We start from the raw sequence: 25,252 nt of genomic DNA, 5'->3' as shown, positions 1-25,252 counted from the left end.
TCCAAGACTGAGTGACATACCGTCTTTCGTAGGGACGCGCAGCGAAAATATGTTCAGATGTCTTGCCTGGCTTTTCGCGAAGAGTGGAGCGGCGAGGCAATCAATAAGAAACCGAGTTGAGGGCTTCGCGGGCACAGGTGTCGGCGACCTTATGGTCGGTATCGGCCACGGCCAGGCCGCCGATAATGCGGCCGTCCCTATAGATCGGCACCGAGCCGCCATGGGCGTTGTAGAGATCGGGATGGGCCTTGATTTCGGCGCCGAACACCGGATCGGTGGTTTCGCGCGGCTCCATCTCCGAGCCGGGTTGGCCGAATTTCACCGCCGTGGCGGCTTTTCGCGGGGCAGCCACGGGCGGTTTGGTGACGCCATCGCCACGGATGATGACGATCGGCACCCCGTCGGCATCGACCACGGCGGCGCTGACCGGGTTGCCACGTTCGGCGCAGACGGTGACGGCGGTACGCGCCAGCGCGATGGCAGTGTCGAGGGGAATATCGGCAAGGAACATGGGTCGCTTCCTTCGCAAAAAGACCGGTGACAGGCGCGGGGCGTGTCACCGGTAAGTCAGGTGCCTGCTCAGGAAGTCTTTACAGTCACCAGGAAGAAACCTGCAAGGCACGGGTTCCGCCTTGCAGGCTCCAGGAAGATTAGAACTTGCCGCGGATGCCGAACTTGATCGTCCGGCCATCGTGCTTGGCATAGTCCATACGGGTCTTCTTGCCGTCGCCGTAACGGCCGGAGACGTCTTCGAAGTAGTCGTAGCCCAGGGTGTCGGCCAGGTTCAGCGCATCGATGCGGACTTCGAGATTGCCGTTGATCTTGTAGCTGATATTGCCGTCCAGATAGCCGGCGCCGGCGTGCCAGCGTTGCAGATCCGAACCGTTGGGCGAGGTTTCGATGATGTTGCGATCCTTGTAATTATAGGTCAGGCGCACGCCCAGCGGACCCTTTTCGTAGTAGCCGGTCAGGCTGTACGAATATTTCGGGATGGTGTTGACGTTGAGCGTCTTGCCGCCGGTCGTCTTGAAGTCATAGCCCGACGAATTGACGTGGGTGTAGCTGGCCAGGGCGCCCAGGCCGTCCCAGGGGGCCGGCAGGAAGCTGAAGTTCTGCTGGTAGGCCAGTTCGAAGCCGTCCAGCTCGATCGTGCCGGCATTGTAGTAGGTCGCCAGCGATATCTGCAGGTTCGGATCGACGTGGCCATTGGCATCGTAGAAGATGTTGGCCAGCGAGGTGTCCGGCAACCCTAAGCTTGAGAAGGCGACCATGGTCGTTTGCGAGACAGTGGTGTCGATCAGCTTCTTCTTGAAGTAGCCGGCGCTGAGCAGGCCGCCGCGGCCGAAGTACCATTCCAGGCCGGTATCCCAGTTGGTCGAGATCTGCGGCTTCAGGTCCGGATTACCCGAGGTGGCGAAGGTGTTGTAGATGTTCGGGATCACCGTCTGGGCGGCGATCAGCGACAGCGAGGCCCGGGTGATGGTCTTGCCCCAGGACCCGCGCCAGATCAGGTCTTCACGGACGTCATAGGCGAAGCTGACCGACGGCAGGGTGTTCTCATAGGAGGACTTTTCCTGGTTCGGCTGATAGGTGCCGCCGCTGCCCGTCTTCTTGTAGTTATCGATCGTGGTGTCGGTATGCGAATAGCGCACGCCGGCATTGATGCGCAGTTCGCGGTTCAGGACCTGGCCGGTGAAGTCCGACTGGATGAACAACGAGCCGATGGCTTCTTCGGCGGTGAAGCTGGTCGACAGATCGATCGGCGAGGCCATCGCGGCGCCGATGGGATTGAGCGTGTTGTTGACATAGTCGCGCGAGAAGGTCGCCCAGGCATTGGGGTAGTCGTCGCCGATGACCAGGTTGTCGAGCGGCACGCTGCCCTGCATGGCCGAACGCAGGCCGGCGGTGCCGACGGCGTTCAGGCGGCTGGTGGCGATGGCGGTGCCGTTGCGCTTGACCTTTTCCTTGGTGGTCTGGACGTAGACCGAGCCGGCCTTCAGGTGGCCGGTCCAGCTGCCCAGGCTGTAGTCCCAGTCGGCGACCAGCTTGCCGGTCAGTTCGCGGTCGATTTCGCGGTTCCAGTCGATGGCGGTCGAGAAACCGTCATAGATGGCCGGGTTCTTGAAATCGACGCCGGCTGCGGTCAGGCCGGGATAGACGTGGTCGTCGCCCCAGTCGATGGTGGTGGTGACGCCGAAGATGTTGGAGACGATACGCTTGTTGTCGTAGAAGGCGGCGCTTTTCGAGGTCGAGACCTGGCCGGTCAGGACCAGGCTGTCGCTCAGTTCGTAACGGCCGTTCAGCGCGCCGTAGCCGAATTCGGTGTCGGCATTGTAGTAGTAGCTTTCGCCCAGATACGAGGTGTTGCCGAAGGTGCCTTCCAGCAGGTTGCCGTCGGGATCGACCGTGACATTGATCGGCACAAAGCCGTTATGGCCGCTGGTGCCCGGGGCGGCCGCCGTATTGGTGGTGCGCGAATTGCGGATCGGCAGGCCGAAGGTAAATTCGTCGCGCGAGTCGGTCAGGTGCGAATACAGCATATCGAGGCTGATATCGACGCGGTCGCGCTTGAACTGCAGCGACGAGACGACCCCATCGCGGGTCCGGGTGTTTTCGGCGCCGTAATAGCGGTAGAAGCGCGGCAAGTAGGCATTGTCGATGGCCGTGCGGTTGCTCAGCATCGGTGCGGCGCGCGGGTCGTCCCAGTCCAGGGCGAAGCTGAACGGACCGGTGCCCAGGCTGTTGGCGTGGCTGGCCAGCCAGGAGCTGTTGTAGCCGCCGGTGGCTTCGAAGCCCGACTTCATATTGACGCTTTTGGAGTGGGCCGCGCCCAGCAGCAGGCCCCAGTCGCCCCAGGTGTTGGAGACCAGGCCGAAGACGTTCGGATCCAGGCTTTGCGAGGCGGTGTTGTAGGAGGCGGTCGCGCTGTAGCGGATGACCTTCTGACCGCCGCCATTGAACGGACGCGGGGTCTGCAGGTCGACCACGCCGCCGATGCCGCCTTCTTCGAGTTCGGCCAGGGGCGTCTTATAGAAGTCGACGCGGCCGAACAGTTCCGAGGCGAAGACGTCGTAGTTGAAGTCACGCGACGAACCGCCGACATTGGTCGACGAGGTGGCGCGGACGGGGGCGCCGTTCAGGGTGGTGACGTTGAACTCCGAACCCAGGCCGCGGATCGAGATGCGCTGGCCTTCGTTGGAGGCGCCATCACGGCTCATATAGACGCCCGGAATGCGTTGCAGCGCCTCGGCTACGTTGGCTTCCGGGAACTTGCCGATGTCTTCGGCGACGATCGAGTCGCGGACGACGATGGCTTCCTTCTTCAGGTTCAGCGATTTCTGCAGCGACGACCGGAAGCCGGTCACCACCACGACGTTGTCCTCGGCAGGCGCCGCGGCCGGAGCATCCTGGGCTGATACGGAGGCGGCGCCCCCGAGACCCATGGCTAGGATGGTGGTCATCAGTAACTGTTTCTTCATTGCTCTCTCCCCGTGGCGGATTTGACCGCGCACTTATCTGTCCGGACGCCTGGGCGGCGCACGGTTTTCCACACGCCTTGGTGGCGCGTTTCATGTTTCGAATGGTGGTTTTGGTTAGACCGTTAAGTCCGTAGTTAACTGTTTCACGAGTACGCCCTGTTCTTATTGTTGGGACGACCATAGCGCATTCCGATATCATCGTACAGATATCGGAACGGTATATTGTATGACTTTTAGGCTTTACGCGCAAAAATAGGCCGAATGTAGCATATGCGCAACATTCGGCACGGCGTAGCGATTATCGGAACGATTTTAGCGGTTTTAGGCGCCCGTATAGCCGAATTGGCGGCTAATCTGGGCCGTGGTGTCCTTAACATAGGACTTTACGAGCTGAATCCGGTCGGAATCCATGTACTGGGCGGCTGAGGACACCGAGACGGCGGCGATGATCTTGCCGCTCATGTCGCGAATCGGGGCGGCGACGCAGCGGATGTGGTCCTCGTTCTCGTCGAGGTCCAGGGCGTATTGTTCGTCGCGATAGTGCTTCATGACATCGAGCCACTGTTTGATGTCGTACTTGTAGCGCGGAAAGAGGGCGGCTTCGCGCAGGTAGACTTCGCGCAGGCGGTCTTCGGGTTCGTCCAGCAGCAGGGCCTTGCCCAAACCGGTATGGCGCAGGGGCTGGCGTTCGCCGACGATGCAACGGACCTCGATGCGGCGGTTGCCGGGGATCTTGGCGATATAGTGGACCTGGTCGCGTTCCAGAATGCCGAGATTGACCGTGTCGCCGGTATCGGCGGCCAGCCGGCCGAGATAGTCCTGGCTGACCCGGGTCAGGGTGATCTGCTGTTGCGCGGCAAAGCCCAGTTCCAGCAGTTTGGTCCCGAGCGCGTAGCCTTCCTGGGTCGAATAGGCCAGGAAGTTGGATTCGACCAGCGTGGTGGCCAGGCGGTGAACGGTGGTCTTGTTCAGCCCCAGCGACTTGGCCATCTTGCCCAGGGTGTTGTCACCCTTGGCAACGCGCGACAGAACGTCCAGCCCCTTGGCCAGGGTCAGGGCGCCGGCGGTCTTGGCGCTGCCGCTCTCACCGTCGTCGGTTTCGAGAGGTTCTGTGACGGGCTTGTTCATACTGCTGATTCTCATACGCGGGGGATAACCGTTCCTCATAGTGATACGGCTATCGAAAAAAAGCAAGGGGAAGCGAACGGGTGTTGTGAAGTCCTGCGCCTATTTGTGGTCGCGGTAAGCATGAGAATGTGGGTTTTGGAAACCGCGGCGGGCCAAATCCCCCACCGTCTCATTTGCTTCCAGCAAATGATCCACCTCCCCGTATAACGGGGAGGTATAAGGCATTCATAATGCTCGCTTTTTCTGTTCTAAAGCAACTCCGCAATCTGGACGGCGTTGAGCGCGGCGCCTTTCAGAAGCTGGTCGGCGGCGACGAACATCGAAATCGACCTGCCCGTCGGGTCCGACAGGTCGCGGCGGATGCGGCCCACCAGAACATCGTCCTGGCCGCTGGCGTCCTTGGGCATCGGGAAATAGTTGTTCACCCAGTCGTCGACCAGGCGCACGCCCGGTGCTTTAGACAGCAGTTCGCGCACCTCTTCCGGTGAGATCGGACGTTCGCATTCGAAGGTCATCGACACGGAGTGCGCCCGAAGGACAGGAACGCGGACGCAGGTGGCGCTGACGGCGATGTCCTGGTCTTCGAAAATCTTCTTGGTTTCCTTGATGACTTTGGACTCTTCGTCGTTGTAGCCGGTCTCCGGGTCGATCGCCGTGTTGTGGCTGAACAGGTTGAAGGCATAAGGATATTTAACGACCTGGGGTGCGTAGTCCTGCCCGGCCAGATAGGCGCGGGTCGATTCTTCCAGTTCCTCCATCAGCGCGGCGCCGCCACCGGAAGCCGCCTGGTAGGTCGAGATGATCAGGCGCTTGACCGGGTTGACCTGATGGATCGGCCACAGCGGCACGAGGGTGGTGATGGCGGCGCAGTTCGGATTGGCGATGACGCCCTTGTGGGCCTTGATGCGGTCGGCGTTGATTTCCGGCACGACCAGCGGAATTTCGGGATCGGCGCGGAAGGCCGAGGAATTGTCGACCACGACGGCGCCGGCCTTGACGGCGATGGGGGCGAATTCTTTCGAGATGCCGCTGCCGGCCGAGAACAGGGCGATATCGACGCCTTCGAAGGCGGCTGCCGTGGTTTCTTCGACGACCAGGTTTTCGCCACGGAACGGATAGGTCTTGCCGGCCGAACGCGGGCTGGCCAGCAGCTTCAGTTGCTTGAGCGGAATGCCGCGGCGTTCGATACAGCCGATGAATTCGCGGCCGACGGCGCCGGTCGCGCCGACAATAGCGACGGTCTTGTTGTGCATTTTGGAGGTCCTTTCGGGCATAAAAAAAGCCCCGGCCGGAGGGACGGGGCGTGTACGGAGATGGTTTCAGCGAGACTGTTACGCGCGCGCGAATACCCCCGGCCCCGAGGCCATGGTTTTCGTGGTTGTTGTTGTGCGCGTAATAAAGGTCATCGCGGGTGCTTTACTCAGAGAGTTCCGCCACGTCAAGACGCCCTGTCAGGGCGTCTTGACGTGGCCATTTAGTAATCCACCGCGTAGTCCTTGGGGAAGGTCTGGTTCGAGAAGGCCTTCTTCTGTGTCCAGTCCTGCGCCGGTGAGGTCCAGAAGCTGTCGTCCTCAGCAAGGCCCAAAGCCACGAAGCCTTCCGACGTAATGTACATGCTGCCATTGTTGGAATACCAGTCGCCCAGGGTCGGCTGATGCCCGGCAAACCCGATCGTCAGGTAACCGTCAGACGTAAAGTTGCTCGGGTCGGTGAAGATGGCCTTATGCGCCGCCGTCACAGCCGCGCGGACCTGACCTTCCGGCAGCTTTTCGGGCAACGCTTTGCGCCAGGCGAGCAGGCCGAGCGGCTGGAACACCGCCGTGCGGTAGGTCAGCGACCGGCCGATCGGCGGATAGGTGCCCGTCGGCGACACGAACCGTTCCAGGTGTTCGCCGTAACGCTGCATCCGCTTCAGCCATTTCGGCAGTTCGTCGGCCGGCTTCAGGTTGTTGAACTTGGCGTCGCAGGTCTTCAAGACTTCGAGGATCTCGACCATCATCGGGTAGATGACGTAGGAATTGTAGTAGTCGAAGTGGAACTTGACGCCATCGGCCACCCAGCCGTCGCCGGCGTACCATTCTTCCATCTTCTTGATGGCCAGGTCGACCCGCATGGGATCCCAGGCCTCGCCGATCATCAGCAGGAAGGCTTCGTTCATGGCGGCGAACAGCAGCCAGTTGGTATAGGGCGGCGACACCCGGCGCAGGCCCTTGACCTCCTCGACGATGCGCGCCTTCGTGGTCGCATCCAGCGGCTCCCACAATTGTTTCGGGGCGCGCATCAGGGCGTTGGTGAAATAGGCCGAGTCGACGAGGGCCTGGCCGTGGCCGCGCCACAGCAGGTAGTCCGGGCTGTTCGGGTCGACCGAGTGGACATAGGCCTGGACGGCGGCGTCGGTCAGGCGTTTGCGGACCTGGCCTTCGGGCGTGGCGGTTTGCGGCAGGCTCAGCCACGGCGCCGCCCCGGCGATCAGGCGACCGAAGGCTTCCATATAGCTGACGTTCTTGTCGCGGCCGTCCCAGTTGGGGGCGACCTCGACCGGGAAGGTCTTTTTCAGCTCGCCCTTCGCCATGGCGGTCAGGACCGGATCGGCCATTTTTTGCAGCAGGCCGGCCATATAGGCGCGGTCGCTCACGGCGGCGGTTTTGGGCGTCTTGGCCGCGGTGGCAGCGCCGGCCGCTGTCAGGGCCGCGGTGCCGCCGGCCATGGAGAGGAGAAAGTTACGGCGTTGCATGGTCGGTTTCCTATTATTCTTGTGCGACATCACATGAGACGGAAGAGGCTTTTCCACTGACAGCAAAGCCCCTCCCACCGCTTCGCGGTCCCCCCTCCCCGTAAACGGGGCGGGAGAAGAAAAGCGAATCCTTCAGTTGTTGTTTTTGGCCAGTTCGGCCTGGCGGGCGGTCAGCCACGATTTGAACGCGTCCAACGACTTCACACCCTGCTGGTCCTGGGTCCAGGCGATGCCGAAGGCGTAGTCGATCGCCGCCGGATCCTTGAAAGTGACATAGACCGTGGCGTCATCGTCCCCCGTACCGGTAACGCTGCCTGGCTTATAGAAGACGGCGATGCCGAGATCGTCCTCGGCCAGGGACTGTTTGCCCCATGACGCGATATAGGCCCAGCCGCCGGCGCCGGCCTCGCCTTTCAGTACGGTGACGCCGGGATGCTTGATCAGGCCGGTGACCAGGGGCTGGGTCGCACCTGTCGCGGTAGCCTTGACCCGGGTCAGGGCCGAGCCCTGTCCGATGTCCAGCGTGGTGACCAGTTTGGATGCCGCGCCGTCGAAACCCGTATTGGTCACCTGCGACACGGCGTGGCCGGAGCCGCTTTCCAGTACCTTGACCGAGATCACCGCCTTGCCCAGTTGCGTTGCCTTGCCGGCCCGCAGCACGCCGATGCCGCCGATCCCGACCGTTTCGCCGACCTTGAAGATGTCCATGCCCCACAGGGCCATCTCATGGTAGTTGTCGACGCCCTGACCGATGGTCTGCAGAACCGGGCCCGGCGTCTTCTTGCCGAAGATGTCGATGGCCATGCGTTCGTCGAGATAGAGGCGATAAGCGACCAAGTCGTTTTCCCAGCCCAGGCCTTCGAAGGCGATGCGGCCGTCGTGGATGAAGTGATCGGCCGTCACGGTATATTCGCGCTCGGGCCGGAAGACGCCGCCCGTGATGACATTGTTGACCAGCCGGCCGCCGTCCTGGACGTTCAGCACCGCCTGGACGGTGACCACTTCGCGCTGGACGGTCAGGTCCTTGCCCGGTTTCAGATCGAGATCGGCCACGGCCGTCGCCGCCAGCAGGAAGGCGCCGACGCCGTAGAATTGCGTGTCGTCATAGGAGACGCTTTCGGGACGGTCGGAGACCGGCTGAACCCAGCCCAGCTTGCCGTTCGGGTGCACGGCGCGGACCATGGCGGTCCAGCCCTTGCGCACGGTCGGCTCGTATTCCTTCTGATCCAGCAGGCCGGCCTTGATGCCCCAGGCAAAGCCGTAGGTGAAGAAACCGGTGCCACTCGATTCGGGGAGCGATTTCGACGGATCAGACAGCAGGGACGGCGACCAGTAGCCGTCAGGCTTCTGGATGGTTTTCAGGCTGGCGGCCATCTCCTTGAAGACGGTTTCCATGCGCACGCGGCCGGGATCACCTTCGGGCAGCAGCGGGATCATCCGCGCCAGGCCGGCAAACACCCAGCCGTCGCCGCGCGACCAGAAGACCTTTTCGCCATTGGGACCGCGACGCGGGAAGAAGCGCGAATCGCGATAATAGAGGTGTTCGTCCTTGTCGTAGAGATAGTCGGTGGTGGCGATGAATTCCTTCTTGGCATAGTCAGCGTATTTAGCATCACCCGTCACCTTGGACAGTTCCAGCCAGGCGGCCGGCGCCATGAACAGGGCGTCGGACCAGCACCAGCGTTCGTCGCAGTCAACGCCGCGCGGGTCGGAATATTCGCGGTGTTCCAGGCCGACCTGGGGCGGGAAGGCCAGGATGGAGTCGAAGCGGGCCTTCAGCGGTACGATGGCGTCCGGTCCCGCGCCATTCTGCGATGCCCACAGATAGGACTGACCGATAACATGGTCGTCGGCATGGTAAGGTGTCGGTCCCAGTTGCCAGTTGTTGGCGACGCCGCGCGCCAGGATGGTTTCCTTGTAGATCGGGTTCGACGAATGGTCGGCCATCTCGGTCAGGCCGACAAACAGGGCGCCCTGGACCCAGCCGGTCTTGTTCGGCGTATCGGGCGAAGCCTTGTTGGGGATGGAACCGCCGGCCATGGTGGCCAATTGGTAGTTGGCGACCTTTTCGGCCAGGGTCATGACATCGGCCGAGCGGAAGGGGATGGCGTCGGGTGCCGCCGCGGCGGGCTTGGGCGGAGCGGCAAAGGTGGCGGCCGGTACGGCGCCCAGCAGGGCAGCGGCGGCGACGGTAGCGAGAATCCGGGCTTTCATGCGTAAGGTCCCTGTAGTTTCTGGTTATGTCAGCTGACAGATATCGAGATTGTCCATGTCGTCATAGTCGAGATTCTCCCCGCCCATGGCCCAGATGAAGGCGTAGCTGGACGTGCCCACCCCGGTATGGACCGACCAGGGCGGACAGACCACGGCCTCTTCGTTGCTGGCCACGATGTGGCGCATCTGCTCCGGCCGGCCCATGAAGTGGAAGACCCGTGACTGGGGCTCGACGTCGAAATAGAAATAGACCTCTGACCGGCGGTCGTGGGTGTGCGGCGGCATGGTGTTCCACACGCAGCCGGGCTCCAGGATGGTCAGGCCGACCAGGAGCTGGGCGGATTCGCAGACCCCCGGCACGACCAGTTGGTGGATGGTGCGGGCATTGGCAGTTTCCAGCGCACCGCGTTTGATGGGGTGGGCGGCGCGGATGGCGATATGTCGGGTCGGACAGGTGCGGTGGGCCGGGGTCGAGGCCAGGTAGAAGCGCGCCGGATGCGACGGATCGGGCGAGGCAAAGGCGACGTCGTAAGCGCCGCTGCCAATATAGACGGCGTCATTGGGTTCCAGGTCGTAGGCGGTTCCATCGACAGTAACACGGCCGGTTGCCGTACTGATATTTACAACGGCCATTTCGCGATGCGCCAGAAACGGCTGGCCCTGCATCGACGGGGGATCATCATGAACCGGCAGACGAAGGGTCTGCGACACCGGCGCGGCGCCGCCGACGACCAGGCGTTCCTGATGCACATAGGTCAGGATCACGGCGTCGGGACGGAAGATATCCTTTATCAGATAACGGTCGCGCAGCTCACACTGAGAGGCGGCCGGCACCGAATCCGGATGCGTAGCGTAAAGAACCCGGTCGTACATTGTCCCCGTTACCACCCCAAACTCTTCGATCTGGCTGTTATGTGTTGTTTTATAAGCTTTTGGATCGTGTATCATTTAATGACGATATGGTCCATCTATAGAAACGTAAAAGATCGCATTTTCCGCAGCCGCCGTTTCCGAAAGCGACGGAAGCGGTTCCAAGATTGTCACGAATGGGCCCGGCACAAAAGGCCTGTGGCCAGACGCGAAAAACCCCGTTAACCTCCCGCCCAAGCTCTGGGGAGATACGAATGTCGGATAACGACACGGACGGCGGCGTCGAGGCCTTGTCGGCACGCCAGAAAGAGATATTGCGGTTGGTGGCGGCGCATTTCGAGCGCAAGGAGATCGCGCGCCAGCTCAATATCAGTCCGCATACGGTCAAGGCCCATATCGACGCGGCCCGTAAGCGGCTGGGCGTTGCAACCGATCGCCAGGCGGCGCGGCTTTTGACCGAACAGGAGGGGGTCGCTCCCCTGTCGTCCGTGACTGCCGTCCCGGAAAAGGTCGCAACCCCGCCGGACCTGGCGCAGCGCCTGAAGCAACTCCACCCGGTCCAGGCCCTCGGTTTGATCGTGGTGCTGGCCATCGGCTTGGCCATCGCTTTCTTGTTCCTGATGGCAGGCAGCATAACCACCATGCAGGCCATTCAGAGCCTCACCGGACAGACCCACTGAGCCCAACGCCGTGAAAATTACCTTCCTTTATGTGCTGTGGCTCATCTGGATCTATGGCGGCTATGTCGCCGTGACGGCGTGTTGCGCATGGGCATTCCGCTCCGGCGGCGTCACGGAACGGCTGGGTGCTGCCCTCATCGGTATGGGATGGGTGGTGACGGGCATACTGGCGAAGAGAGGCCAAGGTCCGGGCGCAGAAATCGTTGCCATCGATGTCACGGTGCTGCTGCTCTTCATCGCCCTGACCCTGAAGTCGCGGCGATTATGGACCTTCTTCGCTTCTGCCTGCATGCTCAATGCCGTGTTTACCCACATCGCGCACCAGGTCACGGCGTTCGGCCTCTACAGCTATTCGACGGCGAACGGCTTTTGGGGCGGTTGGGCCCTGCTGGCCTGTCTGGCGGCAGGCGTCGCCGGCCACAGGCGGGCAGAGAATTGCCGGCTATCTTAACCCGGCCTGGCGTTTCGCGCGCACGATAACCTGATCCAGGGTTTGGAGGAATTGCGACCGGTCAGCGCCGGAAAAGGGCGCCGGCCCGCCGGTGATTTCACCCGTCGAGCGGATATGTTCCATCAATGCGCGCTGGGCCAGGGCGGCGCCGATCGAGTCGGGGGTAAAGGCGCGGCCGTTCGGCGCCAGGGCGTGGCCGCTTTTTTCCAGCACGCGCCCGGCCAGGGGTATGTCATTGGTGACGACGACATCGCCGGGAACGACATGATCGGCAATCCAGTCATCGGCGATATCCGGGCCGGCATCGACGATCATGCGGGTGATCTGGGGCGACTTGGGGATCTGGATGAAGCTGTTCGACACCACGAAGACCGGCAGGCCGTAGCGCGCGGCGACCTTGTAGGTCTCGTCTTTTACCGGGCAGGCGTCGGCGTCGATATAAACGGTGATGGTCATCCGGGTCCTGACTTTTTCCAAGGCGGCTGCTATAGCATGGCAAATGAGTGTTGCCTTTACCAAAGACGAAGACCACGAGGCGGCCGCGGCCAACCTGCCCGATCGTCCAATTTCTCCGCATCCGAACCTGGTCACGCCTCTGGGCCTGGCGCAATTGCAGGTGGCCTTCAGTCAGGCGAAAGCCGCCTATACGGCCGCTCAGTCTTCCGGCGAAGTCAGCGACGACCGCACCGCCATGGCAAGGGCGACGCGCGACCTGCGTTACTATACGGCCCGCCTCGCTTCGGCCCAGCCGATTGAACCGGTGGTCGCGCCGCAGGCCGTTGTTTTCGGCTGCACGGTGACGATCGAGCGCGCGGATGGCCGGACGCAGACCTTCTGCATCGTCGGCGAGGATGAAGCCGATCCGAAACAGGGCAGCATCTCCTATGTTTCGCCCCTGGCCCAGGCGATGATGGGCAAGACGGTGGACGACGACGTCCGGCTGGACAGCGCGGAAATCGCCATCGTCGCAATCGCGTAGAACTGCCGCGCTCGGAATCGCCAAGCGGAACGCAGGACGCTCGGCTTTTCGCCGGCACGCGGCGTACGCTTGCGAGAGGATTCCTGTAAAAACCTACTTTGCCGCGGGGCTTCGGTAAAGGACAGCCAGAAGTCCCAACAGGCAGACCAGGCCCGGCAGCGACCCTTCCAGGCCGACCGTACCACCCGTCAGCCAGTCCGGCGCCGTCGCGAGCCGCGCGATCAACCAACTCTGGCTGTCTGTCCCGCTGACCGCAAAACCCAGGATATTTCCCTGCATCACGTTAGCGCCGAGGTGGATGCCGATCGGCAGGGCCAGGCGCCGGGTGCGCAACCACGCCTGCCCGAACAGAACCCCGGCCAGAAAGATGTTGATCGTAGCCAGAAGAGCTGCCGGGCCGTGTAGCCCGCTGTTGCCGAGGTGAGTCAGCAGGAACAGACCAGCCATCATCAATTGAGTCGGCCACACCCCCACGCCAGCGATCAGGCGCTGAAACAGGAAGCCGCGGAACAACAGTTCCTCCGCGATGGCAACACCCAGCATGGTCAATACTGCCATGGCAAATGTGGCGGGCGCAATCGCCGTAAGCTCGAACCTCACCCAGCCACACAGCAACAAAACCAGCGCCGGCAAGGCCATCAGGGCCGCGCCGGCCGCCAGACCCACGGCCAGGTCCCGCCACCACGCTGCGTCGAACCGGCCGGTCACCTCGGTGAAGGGTTGCCGGCGCAGAACCTGGCACAGCCATGTAACGGCCAGCAGCAGGGCGGCCTGTTCCCAGATGCCGATCGTATAGCCATAGTGCGCCGAAATCAGCAGAATGGGCAGCAGACAGACGAAGAGGATAAGCAGGAAGGCAGCAGCCCACCATCCGTGACGAAAATGGCCATCCGCGCGCCGGAAAATCGTGGTCAGGTTAATCGGCGGCATGGGTCAGGTCCTTCGATGCGGGATATAATGATAAGGCAAGGGCCGTTAAGATCAAACCCACGGCAACCGCCAAGGTGACACGCAGGCCGGTCGATACGGCGTCCGGCCCGGTAGCGCCACCCGAGGCCAGAGCGAAGATCGCCCCCATGGCAGACGCGCCGGTGACCAGGCCGAAATTACGCGACAGGTTGACCAGACCGGACATGACGCCGCGATTGTCTGCTGCGGCCGAGGTCATGACGGCCGTGGTGTTGGCGGCCTGGAACAGGCCATATCCAACCGTCAGGACCGCCAGCGGCGCCAGATAGCCGGTCAGTCCCGGCAGCAGCACCATCAGCCCTGCGCCGGCGACCATCACCGCCAGGCCGATGCGTGACATGGTCATGGCGCCGTAGCGGTCGGCCAGACGACCGGCCGGAATCCCGGTCAGGGCCGTGACGACCGGCCCGATGGACAGGGCCAGACCGGTGGTCGCAGCCTTCAGACCAAGGGCGTGGATGAGGTAGAAGGGACCAATGACCAGAGTCGTCATCATCACCGCGGCGACCAGGGCGTTCATCGCCAAACCGGCGCTGAGACCCGGCAACCGGAACAAGCCGAGTTGCACCAGGGGTGACGACACGCGTGTTTCGATGCGTACGAACAAGGCCAATCCGGCGGCTGCGAAGATGAGCAACGCCAGATTCACGGCGCCCAAGCGGCCCTGGCCCTGGGTCACGCCCAAAGCATAGGCGGCCAGGGTCACGGCCAGGACGATGGTTCCGGCAAGGTCAAAACCGGCTTGCTCCGTAGACGGACGATCGGCCGCCACGCCGCGCCAGACCAGCCCGCCGGCGATCACGGCCACCGGGACCTGAATGAGGAAGATGGCGGGCCAGCCGAAACCAGCGATCAACATGCCGCCCAGCGATGGGCCGAGCGCCGTGCCGACGGCCGACAGGGTTCCCAGCAGGCCCATGGCGCTGCCGGTCTTGGCCTTCGGGACGATGTCGCCCACAAAGGCCAGGCTGAGCGCCATCATCACCGCCGCGCCCACGCCCTGAACGGCACGAGCGGTCACCAGCAAGGTCAGGGACGGCGCGGCGGCACAGGCGGCCGAAGCCAGGGTGAAGACGACGATACCGGTCAGCAACAGCTTGCGGCGCCCCAGGCGGTCGCCCAGCTTGCCGGCCGCGATGATCACCGTGGTCAGGCCCAGCAGATAGGCCAGGACCACCCACTGAACGTGTTGAAACGACGCCGCGAAGGCCTGGGACAGGACCGGCAGGGCGATGCTGGCCGTGCTGGTGGCCAGGGAGGTGACCAGGACCGAAAGTCCCAGTCCGGTGAGGGCAAGGTTTGATTTTGTCATGGCGCGAAGCCTAGCGCCACGCATCATATGTCGGAAGACGCATGCTTTGCATTGTATTCGTGCGTTTAACGCCATGTCATGATAGGCTGGCTGGATGAGCCGGCCTGACCTCAATCAACTGATCACCCTGGATATCCTGCTGGCAGAAGGCAGTGTCGCCCGTGCGGCAAGGCGGTTAGGACTGAGCCCATCGGCGATGAGCCGGGCGTTGGCACGGCTACGCGACACCTTGGACGATCCCTTGCTGGTGCGCGCCGGCCGCGGCCTGGTGCCGACGCCGCGGGCAGTGGCGTTGCGCGAACGGACCGCCCACATCGTCGAAGCGGCGCAGGGTCTCTTACGGCCGGCGGAGGTCCTGGATCTGAAACGGCTGTCGCGGACCTTCACCTTGCGCACCAGCGACGGCTTTGTCGAAACCTTCGGACCCGAATTGATCCGGCGGGTGGCGGCGGAAGCACCCGGCGTGCGGCTGCGCTTCGTGCAGAAACCCGACCGCGACAGTGCCCCCATGCGTGAGGGCTCGGTTGATCTGGAGACCGGGGTGGTCGGGGCGATGACAGGACCCGAGATCCGCGCCCAGGCTTTGTTTCGCGACCGGTTTGTCATAGCCGTGCGGGCGGGCCATCCCGTGACGGCGATGACGGTCGCGGCCTATACGGCCGGCCAGCATGTCGGCGCTGTGCGAAGCGGGTCCGACAGGAACCCGATCGACGCCGCCCTGGCGGCGCAGGGGCTTGAGCGCCAGGTGGTGGTGATGGCAGGCGGCTATTCGGCCGTGCTGGCTTTGGTGCGTAGCTCCGACCTGATCGCCACGGTGCCGGAGCGCCATACGGCCGGCCTGCGAGACGGCCTGATAATCCTTCCCCTGCCCTTTGCCATGGACGCCATTACGATATCCCTGCTGTGGCATCCGCGGCTGGACGCCGATCCGGCCCACCGCTGGCTGCGCGACTGCGTTCGTGCGGCTTGCCGTGAAAGCTGAACCGGCTGCGTCCATCGGGCACATGGACGGCGGCCATATCCGGCGTGACATTACGGACCGCTATCGGGGATGATCATGACACTGGAACAGCTTTTCCTGCTGCCGTTTTTCGGCCATTTCGGTCTGGTGGGCTTTTTGTATGCCTGGCTGACCGTCGAGCGTCAGGTGGCCATGTGGAAGCGCGAGGTCAAGGCCAGTGACTTCGTCAGGGCCGGCGCCGATCCGGAACGATCGCTGAGAGTCGCGCGGAACCTGTCCAACCAGTTCGAACTGCCGGTCTTCGCTCTGTTCGCGGCGGCCCTGCTCTATTTAACCGATCATATCGCGATGATCGATGTCGCCGCGGCGTGGCTCTTCCTGGCCGGGCGACTGATTCATAGCTTCGTGCAGACCCTGACCCGGAATGTGCCGCTGCGCGGCCTGGTGTTCACGATCAATTTCGTCGCCGTGGTGATCTTGATGGCACGGGTGGCTCAGCAGGCGTTTCCACAGATCTTAGCCTTATAAAAGATTACGGCGCCGGACCGGGGTCCGACGCCGTAAGTCTCAGGTTTGCAGGCGGCCTCAGAACTTGAACTTCACCGCCGCGCTGAAGGTCTGCTGGCTGTAGCGCTTGCCGGATTCGTTGGCGACCGACAGGTTCAGGCTGGTCCGGTCGTTCTTGCCGGTGACCTGGACATTGGCGCCCATCTTGATCGTGTCGCTGTCGAACTCGGTGCTGATCAGCGCCGGATCCGAGCCCTGGTTGGAGCCGACCAGGCGGTACGGCATCTCCAGACGGTCGGTGGAATGGACCACCGCCCCGACATTGAACGAAAACGCCGTCGTCTGGCCAGAGCTTTCCTGGACCTTGTAGCCCACGGTCAGCTCCGGCGTCAGGGTGGCGAAGGTCTGGGTATGGGATACACCCACCGCGCCCTGGCCTTCCAGGCCTTCTTCGGTGAAGGCGCCCTGATGGATCGAGGTCACCGCCAGCGCCGCCGACGGCTCGAAGAACCAGGCGCCCTTGTCAAAGCGGCGGCTCAGCTTCGCCTGGGCCGAGACATAGGACGAGTGCGGCGTCGCCGTGCCCATCAGCGGTTCGAAGATGTTCTGGAAGCGCTGGGTTTCGACGGTTTGCAGACCACCGGTCACAGCCAGGCCCAGCTTGACGCCGCCGAGGGTGCGGGTGGCGCCGACGCCGGCATGGAGGCTGTCGCCTTCCATGCTGGCGCGGCCATTGCCGACATAGAGGCGGTTGATGTGATCGAAGCCGATGGCGCCGGCGATCGACCATTTGTCGTCGACGCGGCGTTCGAAGCCCGTGGCCAGGCTGTCATAGGCGCCCGTGTAGTCCAGGTTCTCGGCATCGCCGGCGCGCTCGACGTCCGTGCCCCCGACGCGGGCCCAGACACAGGTGTCCTGACCGGTCGCGCCGCAGTGGTTGAGATCGGCCGTGAACTGCCGCGCAGCGCCGAGCTGGATCGTCTGGGGCGCCAGGAAGGGCTCCGGATTCAGCTGATCGAAGACGTAGGCATAGGCGTCTTCCTCGCCAGCCTGCATGTTGCCGAGCAGGGCCATGACACGACCGATGCCGCCGGAGCCGCCCAGCGCGATGGCCGAGTCCATGTGACGGCCCAGTTCACCCTGGTTGCGGTTCAGGAAGGGCTGGGCGAAGTCGGAGGTGAAGGCGAGCTGGATGCCGTTGCTGTTGGCCAGGATGCGGTAATCCAGCGCGATGGTGTCGGTGATGTCCAGACCGTTGTCGGTGGCCGTGCCGGCCGTGGCGAACAGGGTCACCGGCGCGGCGTTTTCCAGCCAGGTCAGGGTGACATCGCCGGTGCCGTCGACCGTGGTGTTGCCGGTGACATTGACGCGGTCCGACGCATAGGGACCGTAGGCGACATCGAACGCCATATGGCCGGTGTCGCTTTGGACGAAGTGGCCGTCCAGGGCGACCGTGTTGATGACCCGCGAACCGTACATCAGGTTGTTTGCCGGGTTGCCGTTGGCATCGAGGTTGGCGAAGGTCGCGCCCTTGGCCAGGTCGATCGGCCGCGGCGAGGCCGACAGGCCCATCAGGAAGTCACCGTCATTGGCGAAGGTGCCGCCCGGCGCCGGGATAATGGCCGCGGTAGGCAGGGCGCTCTGGATGGCCAGGGCCGAGCTGGAGATCGCCGGGTCGCGCAGATCGATGGTCGAGAAGGCGACGAAGGTCGAACCGGCGCGGTTCTCGAAAGCGTTGCTGCCGCTGCCGAGATCGATATTGCCGACGACCAGACCGGTATTGATGACACGGTCATTGCCCGAACCGGCCGAGATGGTCACGCCCGACACGGCCGAGACCGAGCCTGAGGTGGTGACCGTATTGGTCGCGCCGCCGTCGACGCGGATGCCGGCGGCATAGCCGCGCACCGTGCCGCCGCTGACGATCGAGATGTTGCCCGCGCCGCTCTTGCCCAGGCTCTGGGCCAGGACGGCGGTGCCGCCCGTACCGGTGGCGAAGGTGCCGCCGGACAGGTTCAGGGTGATCGCGCCGCCCTTGCCGTCGCCGCCGGCCGAACCGGCGAAGACACCGTCGACCCAGCCGCCGCCGCCGCCCAGGCTCTGGGCGATCAGGCCGTTGGCCTTGGCGCCCGTGGCGACGATGTCGCCAGTCTGGGTGAACTGAACCAGGGCGCCGTCGCCGGTATTTCCGCTGTTCAGATGGGTGGTGATGGTGGTGGCGTCGGTCAGGACCGCGCCGCCGCCGCCGCCGATCGATTGCAGCAGTACGGCGTGCGAGCCGATGCCCGAGGTCTGGATCGTGCCGGTATTGGTCAGATTGATCTCACCGGCATTGCCGGTTGCGCCATTCTTGGCGCCCAGGGTGACGTCGACGGCATTACTGCCCGAGGTCAGGACCGAACCGCCGCCGGCGCCGATGGACTGCGCCAGCAGGGCGACGGCGTGATTGCCTTCGGTCTGCAGACCGTCATAGGAACCGGTGACCGAACTGCTGCCCAGGCCCGTGCCGCCATCGGCGCCCAGACTGGTGCGGACAAGCAGGTTGGTCTGGTCGGCGGCATTGATCAGGACGGTGGAGGTACCGCCGCCGCCGCCGATGCTCTGGAGCTGGACGGCGGTCGAATAGTCGCCGCCCGTCGCGATGGCGCCGGTCTGGATGCGCTGGACCGTGCCGGCAGCCAGGTTGGTGCCGTTCGTGCTGCCCTGGTTGATGTCGACCGTGCCGATGGCCGTACCGGTGGGCGCGGTCAGGTCGGTCAGGCTGTCGCCGCCGCCGCCGCCGATCGACTGCATGCGCACACCGGCCGAGTTGCGTTCGGTGGTGACAACCATGCCAGCCTGGGTGGTTTCGATATCGCCGCCCTTGCTGTTGCTGCCGTTGAGGCTGCCCAGGCTGATGGCGAAGGTGACCGGCATGATGGTGTTGGGCGCCGGGTTGGTGGCCGTGGTCGTCAGGACCGTCTTCAGGGTCAGCTTGCCGCCGCCGCCGCCGATCGCCGTGATCGCGTTGCCGACGCTGTTGGCGCCCCGTGTGACGATGGTGCCGGTATTGATCAGGGTGATCTTGCCGGCATTGAAGTCGTCGGAATCGGTCGAGCCGATCCGCGTCGAATACAGAGGCGCGCCTGGCGGACGGTCGCCCGTCTCACCGCCGGTGCCGGGGATACAGGTCCCTCCGGCATTGGGGATGGGAATACAGGACAGGTTGAACAGCGCTTCCACGCTGTCGAAATTGAGCGACAGGTGGCCGCCGCCGCCGTTGATGCTTTCCGCCATGATGCCGTACGAGCCGGCACCCAGGACGGTGATGTTGCCGGTATTGGTGACCTTGACCTCGCCACCGATGCCGCCGTTGCCGGAGGTCAGTGCGCCGATCAGGGCCGCCAGGGCGTTTGAGCCGACCAGGGTGTAGGGGTTGCCCGAGGCGCTGAAGCCCATGCTGGAATTGCCACCGCCGCCGCCGACCGATTGGGCGAAGATGCCGTGGGCCTCGACGCCGCGGGTGACGATGGTGCCGTTATTGGTCACGGTGACGGTATCGGAATTGCCGCCGTCGCCGCCGGAACCGCCGATGGCGATCAGCGGGCTCTTGGTCGGCGCCTTGATCAGCACCGCGGCGGCGATGACCATGCCGCCGTTACCGCCGCCGCCGCCGATGGACTGGGCCAGGATGCCGTGCGAGTACTTGCCTTCGGTATCGATCAGGCCGTCATTGGTGACGTTGACCTTGCCGCCGGTGCCGCCGGTATCACCCAGCCCGCCAAGATTGAAGCCGAAGGAGAAGCTGTCCTCCTTACCCTTACCCGCCAGGGCGGAGACCACCGCGCCGCCGTTACCGCCGCCACCGCCCAGGCTTTGGGCGAAGATGCCGTAGGCATTGTCCTTCTTGGTGACGATCTGGCCGGACCCGACCACGCCCGCCACCGGCTTGTTGGTGACGATGACCTGGCCGCCCTTGCCGCCCTTGCCGCCCTGTCCGCCGAAATTGAGGGTGACATTGCCGGAAGTGCCGCCGCCGGAGATGGCGGTCGCCATAAAGTCGGCCACGCCGCCGCCGTCGCCGCCGCCGCCGCCGATGCTGGTGGCGCTGATGCCGATGCCGCCTTGACCGGTGGTCCAGATGCTGCCGGTATTGTGGACGGTAACGAGCCGGGCAAAGCCGCCCTCGTCGCCCTGACCGCCGGCACTGATGCCCACGGTGGCGCTGCTGCCCTTGGCCGTATCGGCGCGGACATTGAGGATGGTGCCGCCGAAACCGCCGCCGCCGCCGATTGACTGGGCTCGGATGCCATAGGCCGTCTTGCCGCCGGTGGTAATGATGCCGGAATTCTCGACATAAACTTCGTTGCCGAGGTTGGCCACGCCGCCCTTGCCACCCAGGCTCATGGTGACGTTGCTGTGCGGCGTCTGGTCCTTGGGACCGCCGATGGGCAGGCCGATCGCACCGGCATTGCCGCCGGTACCGCCGCCGCCGCCGATGGATTGCGCCAGGATGCCGTCGGAATTATCGCCGCCAGTGGTGATTTCAGCTGTGTTATAGACCTTGACCAGGCCGCCGACGCCACCGGTGCCGCCCTTGCCGCCGACGCCGACATTCAGCGAGGCGGTGGCGCGCAGGACGGTGTTGCTGGCCAGGCCGCCGACCCCGCCGCCGCCGCCGATCGACTGGGCCAGGATGCCGTAGGAATCGCTGCCGCGCGTGGTGATATAGCCCGCGGCATGGACTTCAACCTTTTCGGCCGTGGCGCCGCTGCCGCCTTCCAGGCCGACCGCGACGCGGGCGTTGACGGAGGTATCGCCGCTGTCGTCCTTGTACTGGGCGCCGATCGCGGTGGTGCCGCTGACGCCGCCGCCGCCGCCCAGGGATTGCGCCAGGATGCCGGAGGAGCGGTTGCCGCGGGTGTCGAGCGTGCCGCTGGACCAGACCGTGACCTGGTCGCCCGTGCCGCCGGCGCCGCCGCGGCGGCCGATATTGACCTCAATCTTGTCGTTGGACAGGAGCGGAATGGCGAGCGACGTCGAGGCATTGCCGCCGCCGCCGCCGATCGACTGGGCCATGAGGGCCGTCGCATCGTCGCCATTGGTGAAGATGCCGCCGGCGTGGGTGACGTTGACCTTGCCGCCCTTGCCCGCCGCGCCCGTGGCGCCGCCGACCGAGATGCCGAGCGCCGTGGCGTTACGCGCTACGCCGAGGCCGAGGTTCAGGTCGGCATTGCCGCCGCCGCCGCCGACCGATTGCGCCAGGATGCCGCCGCTTTTGTGGCCGCCGCTGGCGACCAGGCCCGCCGCCGTATCCTTGTAGCCGGTGATAATATTGCCGGTGTGATCGACCGTGACCGTATCGGCATAGCCCGCGCCCGCGCCACTGCCGCCGACCGCGACAACAGCTGCAAAGGAGGGATTTTCGCCCGCCTTGGCGCGATAGGTGACCGGCACCACGACGTTCATGCCGGCGTCACCGCCGCCGCCGCCGACCGATTGCGCCAGGACGGCGATCGAACCGTCGCCATAGGTGCGCAGGGTGCCGCCGGCCGCCGTCTTGACGCCGTTGATCCAGTCCCAGCCCTGAGTCAGTTCGACGACGCCGCCATTGCCGCCCGAGCCACCGGAGCCGCCGACGCCGAGCGCCAGGGGCTGGCCTTCCTTGGGCGTGATGGCCGTGGTGACGTTGACACCACCCTGGCCGCCGCCGCCGCCGACGCTCTGGACCAGGATGGCGTGCGAGTGGTCGGCCAGCTTCATGGCCGAATCGGCATCGATCGTGGCGGCCAGGATATTGTCGAGATCGCTGGACGGGGCCTGAGCGTTGACGAAGACACTGCCGCGGTTGGTCAGGCTGGCCTTGCCGGCATTGGCGCCGTCGCCGCCCGTGCCGCCGACGCCGACAGCGATGCCCTTGCCCTTGGTTTCGAGATTGACCTCGAAAGCGACGTTCAGGCCGCCGTCACCGCCGCCGCCGGCGACGCTCTGGACCACGATGCCCGAGGCATTGAGGCCGTTGACATTGACGTCGCCAACGTGCCAGGCGCCGGCATTTCCGCTCTTGTTGCCGTCGCCGCCGAAGCCACCCAGGCCGAAGGCGATGGAGAATTCGGTCGACTTGTTGGCCGCGCCCGAGAAATTGATGCCGCCGGAGCCGCCGCCGCCGCCGACCGACTGGACCAGCAGGCCGCGCGCCGCGTGGCCGTTGGCGAACAGGTTGGCCTCGACGCGGCCGAAGGCGTCCTTGCCCTCACCGCCGTCGCTGCCGAAGCCGCCAATGCCAACGGACAGGGTTCCCTTGCTGGCGACGCCGCCGGTAATGTTGATGGCGCCGTCACCGCCGCCGCCGCCGACGCTCTGGACCTTGACGGCCGCGCGTTTGTCGCCCCTGGAGACGACCTGGGCGAGTTGCGTGGGCGAAACGCCCTGCAGTTCCAGCCAGGCGGAGTCGGCATTGCCGCCCTCACCGCCGAAGCCGCCGATGCCGAAGGCAATACCACGACCGGAGTCGCTGCCGAGATTGAGCTGGCCGGTGATATTGATAGCGCCCGTGCCGCCGGCCCCGCCGACGCTCTGGACCGCCACGCCGTCGCCGTCGCCACGGACATAGACGTCGCCGGTTACGTCGGCCAGGACGCTGCCGGCATTGCCCGCCTTGCCGCCGAAGCCGCCGATGCCGATCGACAGAGAGCCGGCATCACCCTTGGACAGGGCGACGTCACCGGTAATGTTGAAGGCGCCGTTGCCGCCGCCGCCGCCCAGGCTCTGGACGAAGACGCCGGTTGAATTCTTGCCGGTGGTTTCCGTGTCGCCGACACGGGTCAGGTCGACCTTGCCGGCGTTGCCGCCACCGCCGCCGAAACCGCCCAGGCCGAAGCCAAAATTGCCGGCCGTGGCGCCGGATCCCAGCGCAACCGCCACATTGCCCGTGACGTTGAAGCCGCCATTGCCGCCGCCGCCGCCCTGGCTGACCGCCGAAACGCCGGTCGAGTCATCGCCATTGGTCTGGTAGGTACCACGGACATCGCCCCACACGCCGGAGGCGTTGCCGCCCTTGCCGCCGAAGCCGCCAATGCCGATGCCCACACTGCCGCCGCCCGAGGTGCCTGTGCTGACGGCGATATTGCCGGTGACGTTAAAGCCGCCTGTGCCGCCGCCGCCGCCCACGCTTTGCAGCGCCGCGCCGTAGGATTCCTTGCCGAAGGTCTGAACGTCCCCATTCAGGGTGCCCCGGACCGCGAAGACCGAGTCGACCGTGGAATCGGCCACCGAATGACCGGCCTTGCCGCCGAAGCCACCCAGACCGAAGCCGATCGAGGCCGCCGGGCCGGCACTGCCGGTGATGTTGCCGGTGACGTTGAAGCCGCCATTGCCGCCGGACCCGCCCAGGCTCTGGACCAGGACGCCGTGGGCCTTGTCGCCATAGGTGCGGACATTGCCGGTCAGGCTGCCGACCACGGCGCCGGCATTGCCGCCGCCGCCGGCAAAGCCGCCGACCCCGACGCCGATACCGCCGGCGACCGAGTCGCCGAAGCTGAGCGCTATGCCGCCGGTGACGTTGAAGCCGCCATTGCCGCCACCGCCGCCCATGCTCTGGAAGGTGATGCCGGACGAGCCGTTACCACCGCGCGTGTAGATGCCGTTGACCGTGTCGGCCCAGCCCGTCTGGACGTCGCCGGTGACGGTCGCGCGGACCAGGCCACCACTACCGCCCGCGCCGCCGACGCCACCAACACCAACCAGCAGATTGCCGGCGCCGTTCGAGGTTGCAGCGATGCCTCCACTAACGTTGAAACCGCCATTGCCGCCGGTACCGCCCAGGCTCTGGATCATGATGCCGTCGGCATCCTTGCCGCGCGTGACGACGTCGCCCTTGATGACGGCCGTGACCGCCTTGGCGTCGCCGGTGCCGCCGCCAGCGCCGCCGACGCCGACCATGATATTGCCGCCCGCTTCGGACGAGACGGCCAGGCCGCCAGCGACCGAGATGCCGCCGTTGCCGCCGCCGCCGCCGATGCTCTGGGCGATGATGCCGTCGGATTCGTCGCCCTGGGTATAGGCCGCCAGCAGGGTGTTGGTCGGGTCAGCAACGCTTTCGTTGACCTTGAGCAGGACCGTACCACCGTTGCCGCCCTTGCCGCCGGCGCCACCGATCGACACGCCGAGATTGCCGGTGTGCTGCCCCAGGAGGGCGATGCCGCCGGTGACGTTCAGCCCGCCTGCGCCACCTCCGCCGCCCAGGCTCTGGGCGATGATGGCGTCGGATGAGTCGCCCGAGGTGCGGACCTCGCCTACGACTGTGCCGTCGACGGCTTCCGAGGCGCCACCGCCGCCGCCCGCGCCGCCGAGGCCGACGCCGATATTGCCGCCCATTTCTCCGCTGAAGGATATGCCGCCGGTGATGTTCATGCCGCCGACACCGCCGCCGCCGCCGACCGATTGCGCCAGGAAGCCCGGCGACTGGTCGGCGTGGGTGGTGATGTTGCGCGCCGACGCATGGACGATACCGCCATTGCCAGCCGTGCCGCCGCTGCCGCCAAGGCCTACGCCGATATTGCCGCCCTTTTCGACTCCGCCGGCGATACCGCCAGTGATGTTGAAGCCGCCGGAGCCGCCGCCGCCGCCGACCGACTGGACCACCAGGCCGGCCGACTGGATCGACTTCAGGTTATCCAGCGCCTTCTGCAGATCGTCCTGCTGGGTTACGCCGGTCGGTGCGGGCGCCGCCGCCACCAGGCCGGTGACGATATCGCCGTTGATGATACCCCAGACTTCCTTGCCGTGGCCGCCCTTGCCGCCCGCGCCGCCAACGCCGACGCCGACCGTGACGGCGTTGGTGCCGAAGGCCACCTGGGCCGAGACGTTGAAGCCGCCGTTGCCGCCGCCGCCGCCGACCGACTGGATCAAGGCGCCGGTCGAGCTGTAGCCTGCCGTGGTGATGTCGCCGGTATAACGGGTATCGACCACGCCGCCGTCGCCGCCGTCA

The 25,252-nt window shown here is 64.9% G+C and carries 16 protein-coding genes; 5 read left to right on the top strand and 11 right to left on the bottom strand.

Annotated features, from left to right (window positions below):
- Window positions 1–100 precede the first annotated feature (100 nt).
- From ABAC460_RS47285 to kduI, 7 genes are all read right to left on the bottom strand, one after another.
- Window positions 101–511: a heme-binding protein gene (locus ABAC460_RS47285; RefSeq protein WP_023455920.1), complete on the bottom strand. Its 411-nt coding sequence runs from the start codon at window positions 509–511 to the stop codon at window positions 101–103.
- A gap of 139 nt (window positions 512–650) precedes the next feature.
- Window positions 651–3,479 carry a TonB-dependent receptor gene (locus tag ABAC460_RS47280; RefSeq protein WP_023455919.1) on the bottom strand — a complete coding sequence of 943 codons (2,829 nt, stop codon included), beginning with the start codon at window positions 3,477–3,479 and terminating at the stop codon, window positions 651–653.
- 321 nt (window positions 3,480–3,800) lie between these two features.
- A complete protein-coding gene (locus tag ABAC460_RS47275) occupies window positions 3,801–4,607 on the bottom strand; it encodes an IclR family transcriptional regulator (protein WP_023455918.1) in 807 nt (268 codons plus the stop codon).
- Window positions 4,608–4,855: 248 nt separating this feature from the next.
- On the bottom strand, window positions 4,856–5,860 hold the full coding sequence (locus tag ABAC460_RS47270; protein WP_023455917.1) for an aspartate-semialdehyde dehydrogenase: 1,005 nt from the start codon (window positions 5,858–5,860) through the stop codon (window positions 4,856–4,858).
- Between the two features lie 221 nt (window positions 5,861–6,081).
- A complete protein-coding gene (locus tag ABAC460_RS47265; protein ID WP_031237599.1) occupies window positions 6,082–7,341 on the bottom strand; it encodes a DUF2264 domain-containing protein in 1,260 nt (419 codons plus the stop codon).
- A 132-nt stretch (window positions 7,342–7,473) separates the two neighbouring features.
- Window positions 7,474–9,555 (bottom strand): glycoside hydrolase family 88 protein, encoded by a 2,082-nt coding sequence (locus tag ABAC460_RS47260; protein ID WP_023455915.1) that lies wholly within the window; start codon window positions 9,553–9,555, stop codon window positions 7,474–7,476.
- A gap of 24 nt (window positions 9,556–9,579) precedes the next feature.
- The gene (gene kduI, locus ABAC460_RS47255; protein ID WP_023455914.1) at window positions 9,580–10,428 is read right to left on the bottom strand and encodes a 5-dehydro-4-deoxy-D-glucuronate isomerase; all 849 of its coding nucleotides are present in this window, start codon (window positions 10,426–10,428) and stop codon (window positions 9,580–9,582) included.
- Between the two features lie 251 nt (window positions 10,429–10,679).
- Between kduI and ABAC460_RS48710 the strand changes: the two genes are divergently transcribed.
- Complete coding sequence (locus ABAC460_RS48710) at window positions 10,680–11,105, top strand: response regulator transcription factor (protein ID WP_023455913.1); 426 nt, start codon at window positions 10,680–10,682, stop codon at window positions 11,103–11,105.
- 10 nt (window positions 11,106–11,115) lie between these two features.
- Window positions 11,116–11,556, top strand: coding sequence for a hypothetical protein (locus tag ABAC460_RS47245; RefSeq protein ID WP_023455912.1), 441 nt, complete (start codon window positions 11,116–11,118; stop codon window positions 11,554–11,556).
- Here ABAC460_RS47245 and ABAC460_RS47240 read toward each other — a convergent pair.
- Entirely contained in the window at window positions 11,548–12,012 is a 465-nt protein-coding gene (locus ABAC460_RS47240) for a YaiI/YqxD family protein (protein WP_023455911.1), read from the bottom strand. The two genes, ABAC460_RS47245 and ABAC460_RS47240, sit on opposite strands and share 9 nt — an antisense overlap.
- A 43-nt stretch (window positions 12,013–12,055) precedes the next feature.
- Between ABAC460_RS47240 and greA the strand changes: the two genes are divergently transcribed.
- Window positions 12,056–12,535: a transcription elongation factor GreA gene (greA, locus tag ABAC460_RS47235; RefSeq protein WP_023455910.1), complete on the top strand. Its 480-nt coding sequence runs from the start codon at window positions 12,056–12,058 to the stop codon at window positions 12,533–12,535.
- Between the two features lie 93 nt (window positions 12,536–12,628).
- On the opposite strand, the gene ABAC460_RS47230 is transcribed toward greA, so the two are convergent.
- On the bottom strand, window positions 12,629–13,465 hold the full coding sequence (locus ABAC460_RS47230) for a CPBP family intramembrane glutamic endopeptidase (protein ID WP_023455909.1): 837 nt from the start codon (window positions 13,463–13,465) through the stop codon (window positions 12,629–12,631).
- On the bottom strand, window positions 13,452–14,816 hold the full coding sequence (locus ABAC460_RS47225) for an MFS transporter (protein ID WP_023455908.1): 1,365 nt from the start codon (window positions 14,814–14,816) through the stop codon (window positions 13,452–13,454). Before ABAC460_RS47225 ends, ABAC460_RS47230 begins: the two co-directional genes overlap by 14 nt.
- A gap of 94 nt (window positions 14,817–14,910) precedes the next feature.
- On the opposite strand from ABAC460_RS47225, the gene ABAC460_RS47220 reads away from it, so the two are divergent.
- On the top strand, window positions 14,911–15,798 hold the full coding sequence (locus tag ABAC460_RS47220; RefSeq protein WP_031237594.1) for a LysR family transcriptional regulator: 888 nt from the start codon (window positions 14,911–14,913) through the stop codon (window positions 15,796–15,798).
- 75 nt (window positions 15,799–15,873) lie between these two features.
- Window positions 15,874–16,305, top strand: coding sequence for an MAPEG family protein (locus ABAC460_RS48705; protein ID WP_052012834.1), 432 nt, complete (start codon window positions 15,874–15,876; stop codon window positions 16,303–16,305).
- Between the two features lie 57 nt (window positions 16,306–16,362).
- Here ABAC460_RS48705 and ABAC460_RS50275 read toward each other — a convergent pair whose 3' ends face one another.
- Complete coding sequence (locus tag ABAC460_RS50275) at window positions 16,363–25,233, bottom strand: autotransporter outer membrane beta-barrel domain-containing protein (RefSeq protein ID WP_235075861.1); 8,871 nt, start codon at window positions 25,231–25,233, stop codon at window positions 16,363–16,365.
- Window positions 25,234–25,252 lie beyond the last annotated feature (19 nt).

Source organism: Asticcacaulis sp. AC460, assembly GCF_000495795.1.
Taxonomy (GTDB): domain Bacteria; phylum Pseudomonadota; class Alphaproteobacteria; order Caulobacterales; family Caulobacteraceae; genus Asticcacaulis.
This window is presented reverse-complemented; position numbering and strand designations above follow the sequence as displayed.